The 16,299-nt window shown below is 68.5% G+C and carries 17 protein-coding genes; 10 read left to right on the top strand and 7 right to left on the bottom strand.

Features of this window, described 5'->3' with window-relative positions:
- Complete coding sequence (locus AB0N22_RS09765) at positions 1–2,451, top strand: S8 family serine peptidase (protein ID WP_364638824.1); 2,451 nt, start codon at positions 1–3, stop codon at positions 2,449–2,451.
- On the opposite strand, the gene AB0N22_RS09760 is transcribed toward AB0N22_RS09765, so the two are convergent.
- Positions 2,444–3,031, bottom strand: coding sequence for a methyltransferase (locus tag AB0N22_RS09760; protein WP_364638821.1), 588 nt, complete (start codon positions 3,029–3,031; stop codon positions 2,444–2,446). The two genes, AB0N22_RS09765 and AB0N22_RS09760, sit on opposite strands and share 8 nt — an antisense overlap.
- Before the next feature lie 12 nt (positions 3,032–3,043).
- Entirely contained in the window at positions 3,044–3,817 is a 774-nt protein-coding gene (locus tag AB0N22_RS09755) for an endo alpha-1,4 polygalactosaminidase (protein WP_364638818.1), read from the bottom strand.
- Between the two features lie 167 nt (positions 3,818–3,984).
- Between AB0N22_RS09755 and AB0N22_RS09750 the strand changes: the two genes are divergently transcribed.
- The 3 genes from AB0N22_RS09750 to AB0N22_RS09740 are packed head-to-tail and all read left to right on the top strand — an operon-like array spanning position 3,985 to position 6,083.
- Entirely contained in the window at positions 3,985–4,830 is an 846-nt protein-coding gene (locus AB0N22_RS09750) for a DUF4394 domain-containing protein (protein WP_364638816.1), read from the top strand.
- Positions 4,831–4,875: 45 nt separating this feature from the next.
- Positions 4,876–5,427, top strand: coding sequence for a sigma-70 family RNA polymerase sigma factor (locus tag AB0N22_RS09745; RefSeq protein ID WP_364638813.1), 552 nt, complete (start codon positions 4,876–4,878; stop codon positions 5,425–5,427).
- Positions 5,424–6,083 (top strand): zf-HC2 domain-containing protein, encoded by a 660-nt coding sequence (locus AB0N22_RS09740; protein WP_364638810.1) that lies wholly within the window; start codon positions 5,424–5,426, stop codon positions 6,081–6,083. The genes AB0N22_RS09745 and AB0N22_RS09740 overlap by 4 nt, the downstream gene beginning before the upstream one ends.
- Positions 6,084–6,100: 17 nt before the next feature.
- Here the strand turns inward: AB0N22_RS09740 and AB0N22_RS09735 are convergent, their stop codons facing one another.
- Genes AB0N22_RS09735 through AB0N22_RS09720 form a run of 4 tightly spaced genes read right to left on the bottom strand, consistent with a single transcriptional unit; the run spans position 6,101 to position 9,226 of the window.
- Positions 6,101–6,439 carry an MmcQ/YjbR family DNA-binding protein gene (locus tag AB0N22_RS09735; protein ID WP_364638807.1) on the bottom strand — a complete coding sequence of 113 codons (339 nt, stop codon included), beginning with the start codon at positions 6,437–6,439 and terminating at the stop codon, positions 6,101–6,103.
- Positions 6,440–6,499: 60 nt separating this feature from the next.
- Positions 6,500–7,291 carry a tRNA pseudouridine(38-40) synthase TruA gene (truA, locus tag AB0N22_RS09730; protein WP_364638804.1) on the bottom strand — a complete coding sequence of 264 codons (792 nt, stop codon included), beginning with the start codon at positions 7,289–7,291 and terminating at the stop codon, positions 6,500–6,502.
- 21 nt (positions 7,292–7,312) lie between these two features.
- On the bottom strand, positions 7,313–7,870 hold the full coding sequence (locus AB0N22_RS09725; RefSeq protein WP_364638801.1) for a hypothetical protein: 558 nt from the start codon (positions 7,868–7,870) through the stop codon (positions 7,313–7,315).
- Between the two features lie 60 nt (positions 7,871–7,930).
- Complete coding sequence (locus AB0N22_RS09720) at positions 7,931–9,226, bottom strand: citrate synthase (RefSeq protein ID WP_364638798.1); 1,296 nt, start codon at positions 9,224–9,226, stop codon at positions 7,931–7,933.
- A gap of 249 nt (positions 9,227–9,475) precedes the next feature.
- On the opposite strand from AB0N22_RS09720, the gene rplM reads away from it, so the two are divergent.
- From rplM to AB0N22_RS09695, 5 genes are all read left to right on the top strand, one after another.
- Entirely contained in the window at positions 9,476–9,919 is a 444-nt protein-coding gene (gene rplM, locus AB0N22_RS09715) for a 50S ribosomal protein L13 (RefSeq protein ID WP_056209342.1), read from the top strand.
- 71 nt (positions 9,920–9,990) lie between these two features.
- Positions 9,991–10,437, top strand: coding sequence for a 30S ribosomal protein S9 (gene rpsI, locus AB0N22_RS09710; RefSeq protein WP_364639278.1), 447 nt, complete (start codon positions 9,991–9,993; stop codon positions 10,435–10,437).
- Positions 10,438–10,444: 7 nt separating this feature from the next.
- Positions 10,445–11,791, top strand: a complete 1,347-nt coding sequence (gene glmM / locus AB0N22_RS09705; protein ID WP_364638795.1) for a phosphoglucosamine mutase — start codon at positions 10,445–10,447, stop codon at positions 11,789–11,791.
- A 71-nt stretch (positions 11,792–11,862) separates the two neighbouring features.
- Complete coding sequence (locus AB0N22_RS09700) at positions 11,863–12,522, top strand: hypothetical protein (RefSeq protein ID WP_364638792.1); 660 nt, start codon at positions 11,863–11,865, stop codon at positions 12,520–12,522.
- A gap of 173 nt (positions 12,523–12,695) precedes the next feature.
- Positions 12,696–13,382 carry a hypothetical protein gene (locus AB0N22_RS09695; protein WP_364638789.1) on the top strand — a complete coding sequence of 229 codons (687 nt, stop codon included), beginning with the start codon at positions 12,696–12,698 and terminating at the stop codon, positions 13,380–13,382.
- Between the two features lie 28 nt (positions 13,383–13,410).
- Here AB0N22_RS09695 and coaA read toward each other — a convergent pair whose 3' ends face one another.
- Positions 13,411–14,352 (bottom strand): type I pantothenate kinase, encoded by a 942-nt coding sequence (coaA, locus tag AB0N22_RS09690; protein ID WP_364638786.1) that lies wholly within the window; start codon positions 14,350–14,352, stop codon positions 13,411–13,413.
- A 102-nt stretch (positions 14,353–14,454) separates the two neighbouring features.
- On the opposite strand from coaA, the gene glmS reads away from it, so the two are divergent.
- Positions 14,455–16,299 carry a glutamine--fructose-6-phosphate transaminase (isomerizing) gene (gene glmS / locus AB0N22_RS09685; protein ID WP_364638783.1) on the top strand — a complete coding sequence of 615 codons (1,845 nt, stop codon included), beginning with the start codon at positions 14,455–14,457 and terminating at the stop codon, positions 16,297–16,299.

Raw genomic sequence — 16,299 nt, 5'->3', positions numbered from 1 at the left:
TTGACCATCCTTGCCACGGCAGCCCTGACCCTCTCGGGGCTCGCTGTGACAGCCTCGGCCGAGGAGCCGGAGGCTCCTGCCACGAGTGCGGGCAGGACGTCAGCGCCTGAGGCTCAGCCAGACGCAGTCGCGCGCGGACTCATCGTGCAGACCTCGACGCCAGGCGTCTCGGACGGTGTGCTCGAGACGACCGATGATGCCCTCGGTGGCGAAGCCAACGTGGTGGACGATGCGAAGCTCACCGGCAAGATCTCCACGATCCGCTTCGACGAAGAGGTCGGCGCCGAGCTCGCGACGGAAGCGGCGTCCGATCTCGAACGACGGGCGGACGTGGTGTGGGCGGTCCCGGACACCTTGCGGCAGCGTCAGTACAAGCCGCCCGGATACCCGAACTACAACAGTGGTCACCAGTGGAACCTCTGGGACGTGGTGCCGCCCAAGCCGGCCGGCGGCTACACGATCAAGGCGCCTGGGTTGTGGCGCAAGACCTCCGGTTCCAGCGAAGTCCGGGTGGCTGTGCTCGACACCGGAGTCACTGGCCACGCGGCGCTCGCTGGCCAGCAGGTCCCGGGTTACGACATGGTGGGACCGGACGATCCCAAGGCTGCCGTGAAGACCTACTTCACGGCCAACGACGGCGACGGCCGCGACCCGGACCCGGCGGATCCAGGAGACTGGGTGACCAGCGGCCAGTGCTACCGCAACTCCCGTCCCGCGCACAGCTCGTGGCACGGCACGTTCGTTGCCGGCCAGATCGCTTCGAACGGTGAGTACGGGATCCGAGGCATTGCACGTGACTCCAAGGTGCAGGCCGTCCGCGTCCTGGGACGTTGTGGCGGTTGGGACTCCGACATCCTCGCGGGAATCACGTGGTCCAGCGGGGGCAGTGTTGCCGGCGTGCCGGACAACCAGTACCCGTCGCAGATCGTCAACCTTTCGCTCGGCTACACCTACAGCAGGGGCGCTGACCGCGATCGTGCGTGCAAGTCCTATGCGGCAGCGGCGGCCGCAGGCCGGGCGCGAGGCGCGATCTTCGTTGCTGCGGCTGGCAACGACGGTGCGAACGCCAATCTCGCCGTACCGGCCTCCTGCCCGGGTTACATCTCGGTGGGAGCCTTGGGACGCCAAGGGTTCAGCGCGACCTATTCGAACGTGGGGTCGTCCGTCGACCTCTCCGCGCCCGGAGGCGACACGCTCGTTGGTGGAGAGAGAGAACTGATCCCGTCACTCGGCGATCAGCACCGTTCCAAGCCGGGCGTCGATGGCACCCTCGCCTACGAGGGCACGAGCATGGCGGCGCCCCAGGTATCAGCTGGCGCAGCGCTCATCTTGTCCGTGCTCTCGCAACCTGACCCGAACGCCGGCCCCGTGACGGTCTCTCCCGCCAAGCTCGAGGCGGCAGTCCTCGCCTCGACCACTCGTTTCCGGGCCAAGTCGGCCACCTACGCGAAGAAGAAGGTCGTGATCGGCGGGCGGACGTACACGTTCGACCTCAACTGCTCCGGACACACGTGGTGTGGACGTGGGATGTTCGACCTGAGCCGCGTTCACGTGCCGCAGACCGAGGCCCAATGGGGTGTCGCCCGGCACGTCGTCCACGAGCCGTTCAGCGCGTATGCGGGGTCTTGGCAGGGCAACCCGGAACTTCGCTTCCAGTGGTTCCGCATCAGCGCGGACTTCTCCGAGATGCATCCCGTCGGCACAGACTCCCGGTTCTACTACCCGACCCCGGAAGACGCCGGCGCCATGCTCCAGCTGAAGATCACCCCGAAGTCGGGCCTGTACTCGGAAGTCAGCCAGTGGACCGACCGGACAGGCATCATCAGGATGGGGCCGACGGTCTCCATGACGCTCCCGACGGGGCCCGTCGTCTACGGGACGCCGTTCACGACGTCGGTTGTCGTGAGCGGTCTGGAGGGCGGCGGCCCGCTCGCGGATCAGGTCGAGGACGCTCCGGTCGCCGTGCAAGCCGACGACGTGACCCTGACCGAGTGGACCGACCTGGTCGATGGCAAGGCAGAGCTCACGATCCCCGGGGAGGCGTGGAAGGTGGGATCCCACCGCATCCGGACCACCTACGACGGCAAGTACGACTCGGTGAATCACCGCGTGATCACGTTGGCCTCCGCTTCCCCGTTCCAGGTCGTCACGGTCGTCAAGGCCAACGCGACTGTCGGCACGTCCTTGATCTCGGCGATCAAGCGGACGTCGAACGCGAAGCTCTCGCTCACGGTCTCCGTGCCGGGGGTCCCGCAACCCTCGGGCGCGCTCAAGATCTATGACGGCTCGCGGGTGATCGCGAACTCCTACCTGTACGGCAGCAGCAACGGCAAGAAGACCATCACCCTTCCTCGATTGGCGAAGGGCAAGCACCAGATACGGGTCCGGTACGCGGGCAACGCGAACATCAACGCCAAGTACTCCGCGTACGAGACGATCGTCTCTAAGTAGCCCGGCGGACCTCGAGGATCCGGAAGCCCTTCTCGCTCGCGACGCGGTCGGTCGGCCAGCCCTGGTCGATCAGCCAGCGTTGCAGCGAGTCGGCGCCGAGGTTCTTGCCGACCACCAGCCGAGCGACGCCATCGGGAGCGAGGCGGGGGAGCCAGCGCAGGAGGAGGTCGTGGAGGGCCTGCTTGCCGATGCGAATCGGCGGGTTGGACCAGATCTCGTCGAACACGAGCTCGCCTGGCACGTCGTCGGGCAGCGCGGTGTGCACGGTCAGGTCGAGACGGCCGGCGTTGAGCGCTGTGAGCTCCAGGGCGCGCTCGTTGGGGTCGATCGCCCAGACCGTTGCACCAGTGGTGGCCAACGCGCACGCGATCGGCCCCCAGCCGCAGCCGAGGTCGAGCATCGTGCCGCCTTCGGGCGGGGTCGAGCTGCGCAGCAGGACCGCGGTCGCCTTGTCGAGCCCGTCGTGCGAGAAGACGCCGGCGGACGTCGTGAACGTCAGGTCTCGGCCCCAGATCCGTGCGGCGACGTCCTGCCGCCGGTCAGGGGTCGACGGGCTGGCGTCGAAATAGTGGTCCGGCACCGGCCCATTGTCTCAGCAGGTCTCGTGGACGTAGCCCTCAGCGCCGCGCGGGACGACGTCGCGGTCGCGCAGCATGATCGAGATCTCGCCGGACCGCGCAGAGCAGGCCCGGGCGTACGCGCTGCGGCCGTTGTCGGTGTACTCGATCTCGATGACGTTCCGCCCGTACGCCTTGGTGTACGCGCCGCACTCCCGGTAGACCTCGCACTCCTCGACCACGGCGAAGTCGAAACCGAGCTTCCGGCCGGCCAGCTCGGCGGTGTTCTTCTGCGCGATCGCGAGGCCGGCGTAGTGCGCCTGGCTGACGAGCCGCTTCGCGAACGCCTCGGCGTGCGACTGGCGGATGAAGCCGCGCGATCGGGTCCACGAGTCGAGGTTGTCGGGCTCGGTCGCCTGGTAGCCGTCGGCCGCGCAGCGGTTGAACCAGGCACGCACGACCTTGCCGAGCTTCTCCCGCTTGGCCGGTGTCCGGATGTCCAGCAGGATCTCGTCGGGCCAGCCGGTGTCGTGCACGAGCCGGCCCGTCCTCGGGCTGCGCAGGAGCAGGTCGGGGTGGCGCTTGATCCACCAGGCGTACGAGCCGGGCTGGGTCTGGAACGCGTTGACGTAGCAGATCGAGAACGTGCCCTCGGCCGGCGCGGACGTGCGGTCACGCACGACGACCTGGACGTCGGCCGCAGGCGGGTACGCCCCGCCGAGCTGGTAGTCGGCGACACCCGCGACCGGAGGTGCTGACGGCGCCACCGTCGCCAGCACGGTGACGAGAGCTGCGACGAACCCGCTCACGGGCACCGCCTCTGGCCGGTGGGCGAGCTGACGTCGACGTCGTTGTCGGGCACAGACTCATTGTCTCAGCCCGCGAAAGTTCTTCGCCGACGGTTCAACGCAACGGCCGCTTGGCCGGTACTCCCTTTGTCACCGGCACCGGGCCGTGACAGATCACGGAGGAAATCATGCGCCACCGTTTACGTTCACTCGTCGCCGCAGGTGCGGCCGTAGCGCTCGGCCTGGGAGCATCCGTGGGGCTGGCCGGCACGGCTTCTGCCGCCAGCTCCAACCGCGCCCTCGGCCTCTCGAGCAACGGCAAGACCTTGAGTGTCGTCAACCTCGACACCGCCAAGCGCACGGCCGGCCTCGGCAACGTCACCGGGCTCTCCGGCGACGCCAAGCTCGTCGGGATCGACTTCCGCGTGCAGGACCGCCGGTTCTACGGCGTCGGCAACGCGGGCGGCGTCTACGTCATCAACTCCTACACGGGCAAGGCCACCAAGGTCTCCCAGCTGAGCGTCGAGCTGGACTGGAACATGGACTTCGCCGTCGACTTCAACCCGGCAGCCGACCGGCTGCGGGTCATCAGCTCCGGCGGGCAGAACCTCCGGCACGACGTCAACACCGACACCACGACGACCGACACCCCCCTGGCCTACAACCCCGCGGGTGCCACGCCGGCGGTGACGGCCGTGGCGTACACGAACAACGACCTCGACGCGGCGAACACCGCGACGACGTTGTTCGACATCGACACGACGACGGACTTCCTTGCGGTGCAGTCCCCGGCCAACGCCGGGACGCTCGTGAACGAGGGCAAGCTCGGCTTCGACGCAGCCCCCGCCGCGGGGTTCGACATCCGGACGACGGTCGTCAACGGGCGCGCGGTCGCGAACAGCGGCTGGGCGGCGCTGCGACCCGCCGGTGGCGGCGCGTCGGCGCTCTACCGGATCGATCTGTCGAGCGGAAAGGCCACCAAGGTGGGATCGTTCATCTACGACGTCGCCGACCTGGCCGTCACCCAACCCTGAGGCCTGCCGCTCGCGGGCCCGCCACAGGCAAGCCCAGGAGCGACGGTGCCCTTGCGCATGACCCACCGGGCCGGTGGCGACGACGACAACCCCATGTCGCCGGACGCCCTGGCCCGGGCGGGCTATGCGCAGCACGGCGGGGAGCTCTACCGGTTCGCCCTGAGCCGCCTCGCCGACCAGGGTCTTGCCCAGGATGCCGTGCAGGAGACGATCGTCCGCGCGTGGCGGTCCGGCGACCGGTTCGACCCGGCGCGGGGCTCGCTGCGCACCTGGTTGTTCGCGATCCTGCGCAACGTCATCATCGACCAGGCCACGGCACGGACGCGCTCGTCCGAGCCTGCTGCCCTGACCAGCACGGAAGAGGAGCACGCGGTGGATCACTCGTCGGCAGTTGCCGACTCGGACCTCATCACCCGTGCGCTGGGTGTGCTCAGTGACGACCACCGGACCGCGATCGTGGAGACCTACCTGCGCGATCGGCCGTACGACGAGGTGGCGGCCGAGCTGGACGTCTCGGTGAGTACGCTGCGGAGCCGGGTCTTCTACGGGCTCAAGCAACTCAGGCAGACGATGGCGATGATGGTGGTCGAGTCATGACGGACCGGCACGACGAGCTGCGGCACAGCCTGGGCGCCTACGTGCTCGGGCAGCTCGACGTCGACGCGCGCCAGGAGATCGAGGAGCACCTGGCGACGTGCGCTGCCTGCCGCGCCGAGCGGGACGAGCTGGCCCCGCTCGCCGGCCTCCTGCGGACCGTCGACCTCGACGCGCTCGAAGCGGGTCTGGCGCCCCCGCCCGAGCTGGACCGGATGATCGCTGCCGCGCTGCCCGGTCCGACCAGGCGCCGCGCTCGTCGCTGGGCACCCGCGTTGGCCGGGGCGGCTGTCGGTGTCGCAGCGACGGTGGGCGTGATGCTCGTGCTCCCGGAGGACGAGCCCCCGCCGGCACCCCCGGTGATCGCCGTCAAGTCCGTCGAGGCCGTGCAGGGCGTCAGCGCGACCGCGGGCCTCGTCGATCACACCTGGGGAGTGGAGATCAAGCTCGAGGCCGACGGACTGCCCGCGGGCGAGACGTACGAGATGTGGGTCGTCGGCAACGACGGCACGAAGCACCTGGCGGGCGAGTTCGTCGGCGTCGAGGACAAGAAGATCGTCTGCGACATGAGCTCGTCGGTGCTGCTCCGGGACGCCGCTCGGTTCGCGGTGGTCGACACGCAGGGCAAGGAGGTCATCGCCGCCGACCTGGACTCCTGACGGCGCCCGACGGCCCGTCAGATCGCGTGACGCTTGCGCAGGGTCGCGGGGGCAGCGATGTGCCAGGCGTCCCCGACGAGCTCGAACAGCTCGTCGGGCTGGGCCAGCTCGAGGTTCACCAGCACGTAGTTGTAGCCGTCGTAGTGCGGGGTCGTGAAGTACGCCGGGTCGTCCCCGCCGACCAGTGCCACCTTGTCGACGGCGGAGCACTTGATCGCGAGGCCGCCTTCGGCGTCCGAGCGGAGCCGCGCCATGAGCTTGCCGGCGACCTTGAGTGCGGGCGTCCCGTACGACGTGGACTCGGCGACCTCAGGCAGCGTCACGGCGTACGCCACGACGTCGTCCCAGGTCACCACCACCTCAGTGTGCCAGTGGTCGGCGCAGATCGTGGGCTTCGGGTGAACGAGGCCGGGGGCTCACTCGTCCCTGCGGCGGCGCGCCTCCGCTGCGCGCGCGGCCAGCCCGTGCTCGTCCGGGAAGACGACCTCCTCGAGCACGAGGCCGTGCGGTGGCATGACCATGACGCGGGCGTCACGGGTGGCGCTCACCAGCACCTGCTCGGACCACTCGGGCGCGTGGCGCCCTTCGCCGACGGCGACCAATAGACCCATGAGGGACCGCACCATCGAGTGGCAGAACGCGTCCGCACGAACCGTCGTCTCCAGGAGGTCACCCGTACGTGTGGTGCCGAGCTCCAGGAGGGTGCGCGTCGTGGTCGCTCCGTCGCGGCGCTTGCAGAAGGCGGCGAAGTCGTGGAGCCCGAGCAGCCGCTCACCGGCGGCGTTCATGGCCTCGACGTCGAGTCGGCGCTGCCAGCGGACCACCGAGGTCCGGGTGAGCGGGTCGGGACCGGACGGGCCGTCGAACATCCGGTACGCATAGCGGCGCTCGAGTGCGGCGAAGCGCGCGTCGAAGCCCTCGGGTGCGACGCTCAGCGAGCGAAGGGTGATGTCGTCGGGCAGCAACCGTCGCAGGCGTCGCTCGAGGTGGCCCGGGTCGACGTCGTCGAGGTCGACGTGGGCCACCTGCCCGCGGGCGTGCACGCCGGCGTCGGTGCGGCCGGCGCAGGTCAGGGGCGCCGACCGGGGCAGCCGCAGGATCAGCGCGATCGCGGCCTCGATCTCGCCCTGCACCGTGCGCAGTCCGGGCTGGGTCGCCCACCCCCGGAATCCGGTCCCGTCGTAGGACAGGTCGAGTCGCAGTCGCACCCCGTCACGCTACCGGTCTGGTCAGCGCCACGCGTAGAAGGACCAGGCGCCCAACGCCGTGCCGGCCGTGCCCAGCGCCAGGTAGATGCCCCACCACATCGCCGTCTGCGTGGGCCGGCTGTTGGTGCCGTTGCCCGTGGTCCACATCGTGCCGCCGGAGAGGACGATGGCGATCAGTCCGGGCAGCGCCATGAGCTCGAACACGATGCCGCAGACGATCCAGCCCACCACGTTGCCGTCCGGGCCTGCGAATCCGTACTCGAGGAAGTTCCAGCCCAGCGAGCCGAACAAGATGGTCCACATCGGCACCAGCAGGTTGGGCGCCTGGAGGCTGATCGCGACGGCAGAGCCCGCGAACGTCGCCAGGATCATCACCGGGATCGCGACCCCGATGAATCCCGCGCCGCCGGGGCAGGGCTGCGCGCTGACGTACGGCCCGCCGTCGGCACACGAGCCACCCACGTCCATCACGGCCCGCATGCTGAGGAACGCCCAGGTCAGCGTCAGGGCGAGGATCACGACGCAGACCAGCAGCACCGACAACCTCCGCACGGGCAGCGCGGTCTGCGTGTCGCTCATGCGCTCACTCTGGCAGAACCAGACGTCTTCTGACCGCGATATGCAGGGAGCGGCTGAGCGCTACTTCCAGCGCTCCTGCGCCGGGACGAAGTCGAGCCGCCGGTCGCCGGTGTAGATCTGCTTGGGCCGGGCGATCTTCTGCTCCTTGTCGTCGACGAGCTCGAGCCACTGGGCGAGCCATCCCGACGTGCGCGGGATGGCGAACAGGACCGTGAACATCTCGGGCGGGAACTGCAGCGCCTCGTAGATCAGGCCGGAGTAGAAGTCGACGTTGGGGTAGAGCTTGCGCGAGATGAAGTAGTCGTCCTCGAGCGCGATGCGCTCGAGCTCCTGGGCGACCTCGAGCAGCGGGTTGACGCCGGTGACCTCGAAGACGTCGTCGACGGCCTTCTTGATGATCGTGGCGCGCGGGTCGAAGTTCTTGTAGACGCGGTGGCCGAAGCCCATGAGCTTCTCGTCGCCGTTCTTGACGCCCTCGATGAACGCGGGGATCTTGTCGGGCGTGCCGATGCGCTTGAGCATCTTCAGGACCGCCTCGTTGGCGCCGCCGTGCAGTGGTCCGTAGAGGGCCGCGACGCCGGCGCTGACCGCCGAGTAGGGGTCGACCTGGCTCGATCCGACGGACCGGACGGCGTTGGTGGAGCAGTTCTGCTCGTGGTCGGCGTGCAGGATGAACAACACCTCGAGGGCCTTGGCGAGCCGCGGGTCGGGGTCGTACTTCTGCTCGCTCATCTTGAACAGCATCGACAGGAAGTTCTCGGTGTAGGACAGCTCGTTGTCCGGGTAGACGTACGGCTTGCCCTGGGCGTGGCGGAACGACCAGGCGCCGAGCGTCGGCATCTTGGCGATCAGCCGGACGATCTGGTCGTGCCGGATGTCGGGGTCCTTGATGTTGCGGGCCTCGGGATAGAACGTCGACAGTGCGCCGACGCTCGACAGCAGCATGCCCATGGGATGCGCGTCGTAGCGGAAGCCCTGCAGCTGGGACTTGAGGTTCTCGTGCAGGAAGGTGTGGAACGTGATCTCGTGCACCCACTGCTCGTGCTGCTCCTTGGTGGGCAGCTCGCCGTGGATCAGCAGGTAGGCGACCTCGAGGTACGTCGACTTCTCGGCGAGCTGCTCGATGGGGTAGCCGCGGTACTCGAGGATGCCCTTGTCGCCGTCGATGTAGGTGACGGCGCTGCGGGTCGAGGCGGTGTTGGTGAAGCCCGGGTCGTAGACCGCGAGCCCCGGCTCGTCCTCGGACTTGCCGATCTTGCCGAAGTCACTCGCACGGACGGTTCCGTCGGTGATCGGGAGCTCGTACTCCTCGCCCGTCCGGTTGTCGCGGACGGTCAATGTCTGGTTTTCGGTCACGATGGGTCTCCTGTGACGGCGGGGAAATGCCCTGCTGCGAGGTGGTGCAGCCATCGACCAACTTAGTGCGACTCCGGCATTCGCACGATCCGGGGTCTCAGGTGTGAGACGGCACAGCCTCCCGTTTTGACCCGAGTGGCTGCCGCCGGTTAACCTTGTGTGTCGTGTCTCCGTCGGCCTGACCCGCGGAAACGACCACCGAAGTTTCGGATCCACCCGCCACACCACCAAGAACGAGAAGGTCACGCCGTGCGCACGTTCAGCCCCAAGCCGTCTGACATCACCCGTCAGTGGCACGTCATCGACGCCGAGGACATCGTCCTGGGTCGTCTCGCCGTCCAGGCTGCGACGCTGCTCCGCGGCAAGCACAAGCCGACCTACGCACCGCACGTCGACGGCGGCGACTTCGTCATCATCGTCAACGCCGAGAAGGTCGCCCTGTCGGGCAACAAGCGCACCGACAAGCTGGCCTACCGCCACAGCGGCTACCCGGGCGGACTCAAGTCCATCGCCTACGGTGACCTGCTCGACAAGGATGCCCGCAAGGCGATCGAGAAGTCGGTCCGCGGCATGCTCCCCAAGAACCGTCTGGGTGATCAGCTGATCACGAAGCTCAAGGTCTACTCCGGCCCCGAGCACCCGCACCACGCCCAGAAGCCCCAGCCGTTCGAGATCACGCAGATCTCCCAGTAAAGAAGAGAAGCAGGCGCATCGTGGCTGAGACCACCACCGAAGAGACCGAGTTCGAGACCAACGCCGAAGGTGTGGCATACACCTCCGAGACCGCTGGCTCCGCTGTCACCTCCGACAAGCCCGCGACCATCGCTCCGGGTGCCGCGACCGGCCGTCGCAAGGAAGCCATCGCGCGCGTCCGCATCGTCCCGGGCACCGGCGTGTGGACCGTCAACGGCAAGCCGCTCGAGGAGTACCTCCCCAACAAGCTGCACCAGCAGATTGCCAAGGAAGCCTTCGCCGAGACCGGTCTGCAGGACCGCTTCGACGTCATCGCCCGGGTCACCGGCGGCGGCATGACCGGCCAGGCCGGCGCGCTGCGCCTCGGTGTGGCCCGTTCGCTCAACCAGATCGACGAAGAGGTCAACCGCCCGGTCCTGAAGAAGGCCGGACTGCTGACGCGCGACTCGCGCATCAAGGAGCGCAAGAAGGCCGGCCTCAAGAAGGCCCGTAAGGCTCCGCAGTACAGCAAGCGCTGATCCAGCCGTGGGCCGGATCTTTGGCACAGATGGCGTTCGCGGGCTCGCGAACCGCGATCTGACCGCAGAGCTGGCGGTCGACCTCGCGGTCGCCGCAGCCCACATCCTCGGCGAGGTCGGTGCCTTTGCCGACCAGCGTCCGACCGCAGTCGTGGCCCGCGATCCCCGCGCCTCAGGAGAGTTCCTCGAGGCAGCGGTGGTCGCGGGTCTCGCGTCTGCGGGGGTCGACGTGCACCGCCTCGGCGTCGTGCCCACGCCGGGCGCGGCGTTCCTGACGTCCTACCTGCAGGCCGACATGGGCGTCATGATCTCGGCCAGCCACAACCCCATGCCCGACAACGGCATCAAGTTCCTGGCCCGCGGCGGGCTCAAGCTCGACGACGACCTCGAGCTGCAGATCGAGCAGCGGCTCGAGGAGCCGTGGGACCGGCCGACCGGTTCCGGCGTCGGACGCATCGGCGACAGCCGCGCCGGAGTCGCCGCCTACGTCAAGCACCTCGTCGGCTCGGCTCCCGGACCGCTCGACGGCCTGACGATCGTGCTCGACTGCGCCAACGGCGCGGCGTACGAGGTCGGGCCCCAGGTGTTCGAGCAGCTCGGCGCCACGGTCATCTCGATCCATGCCGAGCCCGACGGCCTCAACATCAACCTCGACTGTGGCTCGACGCACCTCGACGACCTGCAGAAGGCCGTGATCCGTCACGGCGCTGACGCCGGCTTCGCCTTCGACGGCGACGCCGACCGTTGCCTCGCCGTCGATCATGCCGGTGCTGTCGTCGACGGCGACCAGATCCTGGCGATCCTCGGGATCGCCGCCCGCGACGCGGGCCGTCTGCGCGACGACACGGTCGTCGCGACCGTCATGAGCAACCTCGGCTTCGTCCAAGCCCTGCAGGCGGCCGGCATCACGGTCATCCAGACCGCCGTCGGGGACCGCTACGTCCTCGAGGCCATGCGATCGGGCGGGTTCAGCCTGGGCGGCGAGCAGTCGGGCCACGTCATCATGGCCGACTACGCCACGACCGGCGACGGCGTGCTGACAGCCGTGCACCTCGCCTCCCGCATCCGCGAGACCGGCACATCGCTCGAAGAGCTCGCGTCGGTCATGACGCGGCTGCCCCAGGTGCTGATCAACGTGCCTGACGTCGACAAGGCCCGTGCGGACTCCGACCCGGTGCTGCAGGGCGAGGTCGCGATCGCCGCCGCGCGACTGGGCTCCAGCGGCCGGGTGCTGCTGCGCCAGTCCGGCACCGAGCCGCTGGTCCGGGTCATGGTCGAGGCAGCGACCCACGACGAGGCCTCCGAGGTCGCCGAGCGCCTCGCCGGCGTCGTGCGCTCCACGCTCGCCCTCTGAGTTTCTCCGATTTGCAGGACGAGCCGCGGGTTGCGCCGGTAGTTTTTCGGACAACCTCTCAAGGAGCATCCATGCGATCCGTGCGTCTCATCTGTGCCGCTGTCATGACCGTTGCCACCCTCGTCGCCGTCGGGGCGACGACGCAGTCGGCGAGTGCGGCCGGTGTGAGCCTGCACTTCTCGCGGCCGAGTGCGATCGCGAACGAGACGATCCAGATGGACGGGACGTTGCCGACAGCCGCCGTACGTACGGTTCGCCTGCAGTACCGGACCGGGACGTCAGGATCGTGGACCACCAGGCTGACGGAGAAGAGCACCTCGAACGGCTTCTTCTTCTTCGTGGTCAAGAACACCAAGACCCGCTACTGGCGGATCAGCGTCCCCGCGGGTGCCGGCCAACCGGCGGTCGTGACCACCCCGAAGCGTCTCGCAGTGGTCCCGCAGAAGGTGGAGTACTTCGAGGCGACGAACGAGTGCGACAGCAACACGAACAGCGTGGTCACGGTGTGGGCCGACTTCTATCCGGCGCGCCCGGGACGGCGCGTCGACTTCGCGACACCGGCGGGTCCCAGGACCGGCTTCCAGGACGCCAAGGGCATCGCGACGGTGCAGGTCTTGACCGGCGCCTCAGGCTTGGTGGGGGTGCAGGCGACCGCGGCGGCGGACGACGGAGCCGCGGCCAAGGCATCAGTCGTCAGACAGCTGTCCCTTCCCCAGTGCGACCCGGTCTGACGAGAGCCGCCTATCGCTCGGACCAGACTCCGAGCTGATTGCCGCTGGGGGTCGCGGAAGTGGAACCGGCGGCCGATAGGTCCAGACTTTTTTGGGCAATCCGGAGACGCCCTGTCTGTTGGTGCAGTAGTTTTTCGAACGCTTCTCAGACACTTCAACAGGGAGAGAGACCCATGCGTTCCATTCGAATGATCGTCGCGGCGATGCTCGCGACGGCCGGCCTGGTCGCGGTCGGCGCCACCACCCAGGCTGGCAGCGCCGCCACCACGACCAAGGACCTCAGCGCCAGCTACGTCAACGTCATGAAGTACGAGACCTTCCGCCTCAAGGGCCGGGTCTCGACCTTCAACGCGCGACCGGTCTGGCTGCAGTACCGCGACGGCAAGACCGGCTCCTGGAAGACCAAGACCAAGGCCACGAGCTCGGCGAACGGCAACTTCTCGTTCTTCCCGTCGACCTACAAGACCCGCTACTTCCGTTACTACGCCCCGCCGAGCGGTGGCAAGAAGTCGATCATCGGCAACGCCAAGAAGATCACGGTGGTCAGCCAGAAGGTCTCGGTCCAGATCATCCGCCAGACCCAGTGCCACTTCGCCGACAACCCGACGTCGGACGTGACGTTCGTATACACGTTCTACCCGGCCCGTGCCGGCCGGAACGTGGACTTCGCCTCGTCGGCGGTCGACCTGAGTGACTTCACCGACTCGCGCGGCCGGGTCGCGTTCCGGTTCAACCCGGGCAAGACCAACGGGACGTACCAGGCCGCCGCCACGGCGAAGGCCTACGAGGGTGCCGCACCGCTGGCGTCCGGCGTGTCGCAGTACTCCATCACGCAGTGCCAGATCATCTTCTTCCCCTGAGCTGAGGAGCCTGCGGCTCGCGCGTCGCTCAGATCTTGCGGAGGCGGACCCACTCGACCGAGTGGTCGGGTCCCTTCCGCAGGACGAGCGACGCGCGTCCGCGGGTGGTCTGGATGTTCTCGCGCAGGTTGGGCTGGTTGATCGTGTCCCACAGCTCACCGGCACGAGCCTCGGCCTCGGCGTCCGTGAGGGCGCTGTAGCGGTGGAAGTACGACGCGGGGTCCGCGAACGCGGTCTTGCGCAGCGTGAGGAACCGGTCGACGTACCAGCGGCGCAGGTCTCGCCCGGACGCGTCGACGTAGATCGAGAAGTCGAAGAAGTCGCTGACGGCGAGGCCCGGGCTGCCGTCGCCTCGTGGCCGTGCGGGCGCCAGAACGTTGAGGCCCTCGACGATCACGATGTCGGGCGCCTTGAGCGTCACGACCTCCTCCGTGCGGTCGTAGGTGAGGTGGGAGTAGACGGGCGCCGACACGACCTCCACGCCGGACTTCACCTCCATGACGAACCGGAGCAGGGCCTTGCGGTCGTACGACTCGGGGAATCCCTTGCGCTCCAGCAGCCCGCGACGTTCGAGCTCGGCGTTGGGGAACAGGAAGCCGTCCGTGGTGACCAGGTCGACGACGGGATGGTCGGGGGAGTGCGACAGCAGCTCCTTGAGCAGGCGTGCCGTGGTCGACTTGCCGACGGCGACCGAGCCGGCGATGCCGATCACGAACGGGGTGCGCTGCGTCTGCGGCGCGTGGAGGAACGCCTCGGTCGCCTGGTAGAGCGCTCCGGCGAGGCGCACGCGCATGCTGATGAGCTGCGTCATCGGGAGGTAGACCTGCCGGACCTCCTCGAGGTCCAGCTCGTCGCCGAGGCCGCGTACGCGCTCGATCTCGGCCGGCTGGAGCGGCTGCGGGGCGTCGCCCGCGAGCTCGGCCCAGGCGGCGCGCTCGAGCTCGACATACGGTGACTGGTCGCGCGTCATGCGGCCATTCTCCTGCCTGCCCCCGATTGCGGCAGCACGCGGTCCCCTCACCGGCTCTCCCGCATGGTCAGAGGGCCGGTCAGCGCCGGTACCCTTGAACCCATGTGTGGAATCGTCGGATATGTCGGACAGCGCTCGGCGCTCGACGTCGTCATGGGTGGCCTCCGCCGCCTCGAGTACCGCGGATACGACTCCGGTGGTGTCGCGCTGGTCCACGAGGACACGATCGTCTCGGCCAAGAAGGCCGGCAAGCTCGTCAACCTCGACGCCGAGCTCGAGGCCAACCCCTTGCCGGTCGCGCACACCGGCATCGGTCACACGCGGTGGGCGACGCACGGCGCGCCCAACGACCGCAACGCGCACCCGCACCTCGACCAGACCGGCCGGATCGCGGTCGTGCACAACGGCATCATCGAGAACTTCGCGGCGCTGCGCGCCGGGCTCGAGGCGGCCGGCCACGAGCTGATCTCCGAGACCGACACCGAGTGCGTCGCGCACCTGCTGCACGACGAGCTGCAGCACACCGACGACCTGTCCGAGGCCGTACGTGCCGTGTGCCGCCGGCTCGAGGGCGCCTTCACCCTCGTGATCTGTGACGCGGCGCAGCCCGACGTCGTCGTCGGCGCCCGCCGCAACTCACCCCTCGTGGTGGGTCGCGGCGAGGGCGAGAACTTCCTCGGCTCGGACGTCGCGGCGTTCATCGAGTTCACGCGGGACGCGATCGAGCTCGGCCAGGACCAGGTCGTGACGATCACGCCCGACGACATCGTCGTGACCGACTTCGACGGCCATCCCGCCGAGACCAAGGAGTACCACGTCGACTGGGACGTGTCGGCTGCCGAAAAGGGCGGCTACGACTGGTTCATGCTCAAGGAGATCGCCGAGCAGCCGCAGGCCGTCGCCGACACCCTGCTCGGCCGCCACTCCGCCGACGGGCGCCTGCAGCTCGACGAGATGCGGCTGTCCGACAGCGAGCTGCGTGACGTCGACCGCATCATCATCGTCGCGTGCGGCACCGCGGCCTACGCCGGGCTCGTCGCGAAGTACGCGATCGAGCACTGGACCCGCATCCCCTGCGAGGTCGAGCTCGCCTCGGAGTTCCGCTACCGCGACCCCATCATCGACCGCTCGACGCTCGTCGTGTCGATCAGCCAGTCCGGCGAGACGATGGACACCTTGATGGCGGTCCGGTACGCCCGTCAGCAGAAGGCCCGCGTCCTGTCGATCTGCAACACCAACGGCTCGACGATCCCGCGTGAGTCCGATGCCGTGATCTACACCCACGCCGGCCCGGAGATCGCGGTCGCCTCGACCAAGGGGTTCTTGGCGCAGATCGTGGCCTGCTACCTCCTCGCGCTCTACCTCGCGCAGGTCAAGGGCACCAAGTTCGGCGACGAGATCAGCGGCATCATCGACGACATCGAGAAGATCCCGGCGGCGATCCAGCGGTTGCTCGACGAGGGCGACCAGATGCGCAAGCTTGCAGCCGATCTCGCGGAGTCCCGCTCGATCCTGTTCCTGGGCCGGCACGCGGGCTATCCCGTCGCGCTCGAGGGCGCGCTCAAGCTCAAGGAGCTTGCCTACATCCACGCCGAGGGCTTCGCCGCCGGTGAGCTCAAGCACGGCCCGATCGCCGTGATCGAGGAGGGCCTGCCGGTGTTCGTCGTCGTGCCGCCCAAGGGTCGCGACCAGCTCCAGGAGAAGACCGTCAGCTCGATCCAGGAGATCCGGGCCCGTGGCGCCCGGACGATCGTCCTGGCCGAGGACGGTGACGAGGACGTCGTCCCCTACGCCGACCACTTGATCCGGTTGCCCAAGGTCCCGACGCTGCTGCAACCGCTCGTCGCGGTCGTGCCGCTGCAGATCTTCGCGTGCGAGTTCGCATCAGTGCTGGGGCACGACGTCGACCAGCCCCGCAACCTGGCCAAGTCCGTCACGGTCGAGTGA

The sequence above is a fragment of the Aeromicrobium sp. NPDC092404 genome, from assembly GCF_040684095.1.
Lineage (GTDB): Bacteria > Actinomycetota > Actinomycetes > Propionibacteriales > Nocardioidaceae > Aeromicrobium.
The sequence above is the reverse complement of the archived record's forward strand: the minus strand, read 5'-3'. Positions and strand labels throughout refer to the sequence as shown.

Bases quoted from the DNA above. Each gene is read 5' to 3' on its own strand.
- glmS (WP_364638783.1), top strand. From the start codon at position 14,455: ATGTGTGGAATCGTCGGATATGTCGGACAGCGCTCGGCGCTCGACGTC.
- AB0N22_RS09695 (WP_364638789.1), top strand. From the start codon at position 12,696: ATGCGTTCCATTCGAATGATCGTCGCGGCGATGCTCGCGACGGCCGGC.
- coaA (WP_364638786.1), bottom strand. From the start codon at position 14,352: ATGACGCGCGACCAGTCACCGTATGTCGAGCTCGAGCGCGCCGCCTGG.
- AB0N22_RS09700 (WP_364638792.1), top strand. From the start codon at position 11,863: ATGCGATCCGTGCGTCTCATCTGTGCCGCTGTCATGACCGTTGCCACC.
- AB0N22_RS09725 (WP_364638801.1), bottom strand. From the start codon at position 7,870: ATGAGCGACACGCAGACCGCGCTGCCCGTGCGGAGGTTGTCGGTGCTG.
- AB0N22_RS09740 (WP_364638810.1), top strand. From the start codon at position 5,424: ATGACGGACCGGCACGACGAGCTGCGGCACAGCCTGGGCGCCTACGTG.
- AB0N22_RS09750 (WP_364638816.1), top strand. From the start codon at position 3,985: ATGCGCCACCGTTTACGTTCACTCGTCGCCGCAGGTGCGGCCGTAGCG.